Annotated in this window: 2 protein-coding genes and 1 pseudogene; 1 reads left to right on the forward strand and 2 read right to left on the reverse strand. The window is 63.6% G+C overall.

Annotated elements, in window-relative coordinates; all coding sequences use genetic code 11:
* Positions 1 to 566, reverse strand: a pseudogene (locus TNMX_RS12870) (hypothetical protein); the annotation flags it as partial.
* Between the two features lie 109 nt (positions 567 to 675).
* Between TNMX_RS12870 and TNMX_RS07535 the strand changes: the two are divergent.
* Positions 676 to 1,413 carry a PD-(D/E)XK nuclease family protein gene (locus TNMX_RS07535; RefSeq protein WP_038030969.1) on the forward strand — a complete coding sequence of 246 codons (738 nt, stop codon included), beginning with the start codon at positions 676 to 678 and terminating at the stop codon, positions 1,411 to 1,413.
* On the opposite strand, the gene TNMX_RS12635 is transcribed toward TNMX_RS07535, so the two are convergent.
* Entirely contained in the window at positions 1,403 to 1,603 is a 201-nt protein-coding gene (locus tag TNMX_RS12635) for a hypothetical protein (protein WP_084221144.1), read from the reverse strand. The genes TNMX_RS07535 and TNMX_RS12635 overlap by 11 nt on opposite strands.
* Positions 1,604 to 1,946 lie beyond the last annotated feature (343 nt).

Here is a 1,946-nt window from a genome sequence, read left to right on the forward strand (position 1 = left end):
CCTACGGCGATAAAGGTTGAGTCAAAAATCCGTTTCGCGACATCCCAAAGATTGGCCTGGACCCCGCTTGCTACTTTTTGCCAAAGTTTTTTGTCTGGGGAATAAAGAATGGTGCCCTTCTCGCCCACACTTAGAGCCCCTGTGTTGTGGGAAACCACGCCCAAAAGTCGCTCATTGCACTCCCTTTTCGAGCTCGGCTGGTTGAAAGATGGCCCGAAAGTAATAGTGAGGCCTCTTGCGCCTACTGCAACAAGTCTGGAATCTCCCACTACCCCATAAAGCCAATCCGCCCCATTAACTTTTTTTCTCAACCACGTTTTACCGTCGGACGAATAAAGAACGGTTCCCCATGCCCCCACAGCGATAAACCCATCAAACGCTCTGCTGTAGGTAACACCCCATAAATCTTGGCCAAAGTCGGTGTTTTGCTTGCTCCAAGCTTTGCCATCCGAAGATGTGAGAATAGTCCCCTTGTCTCCCACAGCGACAAAGAGGCCTTTGCCGTAGGTTACACCCCGAAGGTTTTGGTCTATACCCGAACTCGCAACAGACCAGATTAACCGCATAGAGTTTTCCCTCCTTCTTTTCGAATTCCATTTTAATCCTTGTAAGCCCCTTGCGCAACCATTACTGATTGGAGGTTCTATACTTTGTTCCAAACCCCTGGAGGGGCCCATGGCCTATCAAGACTGGCTGTTCAAGGACCATCCCAGCGGCTGGCGCTTGCGCTACCGCCGGAACGGGGGCGGCTACGAGGCCTCTCCGGACGGGGAGCGCTGGATCGCCGTCCCTTCCGTGACCGAGGTCACAGACCGCCTCAACAAGAGGCTGCACGAGTGGGCGGTGCGCCAGGTGGTGGAATACCTCAAGGGGGAGCTTCAGCCCGGCCTGGTCCTCTCCCCGGAGGAGGTGGAGCGCATCCTGCAGGAGGCGGGCACCGCCCACCACCGGGCGGCCCGGAGGGCGGCGGGCCGGGGGGCGAGCCTGCACAGCTGGGCGGAGGCCTACCTGAAGGGCCTGAAGCCGCCCCTCCCCGAGGAGGAGCCCCTGAGGGGCATGTGCCTGAGCCTCAAGGCGTGGTGGGAGGGGAACGGGGGCGAGCCCCTGCGCTCGGAGGAGGCGGTCTTCCACCCCGAGCACCTCTACGCGGGAAGGGCGGACCTGGTGGCCCGCTTCGGGGGGCGGGTGGTGGTGCTGGACCTGAAGACCTCCTCCCAGGTCTACCCGGAACACTTCCTGCAGGTGGGGGCCTACGCCCTGGCCCTGCGGGCGGAGGGGGTGGCGGTGGAGAGGGGCCTGGTCCTCTCCCTGGGGGACGGGCTCAAGCCGGTGGAGGTCCCCTGGGAGGAGGCGGCGGAGGCCTTCCTGGGCCTCCTCCGGGTCCACGCCTTCCTGAAGGGGTTCAGCCCCTGAGCACCCGCTTGTACCACACCTTCAGGGCCTCCAGGTCCCCGCTGACCACCGCCCGGCTCCCGCCGGGGTAGAAACGCACCTCGTAGCGCCGGGGGAACTCGGGGAGGAGCCTTTCCACCTTCGGCCACCACTCGGGCACCGCCTGGGGCAGGAGGACCAGGTAGTAGGGCCCCGTCCCCGCGATCCCCATCAGCTGCCCCTTGCCCAGGGCCGGGGGCCGACCCAGGTCCGGGGGGGCGGGGTCAGGGGGCTCCTCCGGGGCCCGCCACACCCGCACTGGAGTGGCAGCGCCTAGCCGAGGAGGTGGCTCTCGAGGCCCCCAGCGGCCCAAGTCCCGCTTCCAGCCCCAGCAAGGCCATGAAGGGGGAGTCCGCCTGGATGCTGTTCTCCAAAACCGCTGCTGTTGAGGCCCTCTTCCTGCGCACCAGCGCCCTGGTCGGCCTTACTGTTTGGAGCCCCAGGATCCCACACCGAGCTCCTGGCCTGCTCCTGCGCTTCTGTCAGTACCTGGAGATGAAGGAGAATCTAGTGCT

Origin of the sequence: Thermus sp. NMX2.A1 (genome assembly GCF_000511705.1) — a bacterium.
Taxonomy (GTDB): Bacteria; Deinococcota; Deinococci; order Deinococcales; family Thermaceae; genus Thermus; species Thermus scotoductus.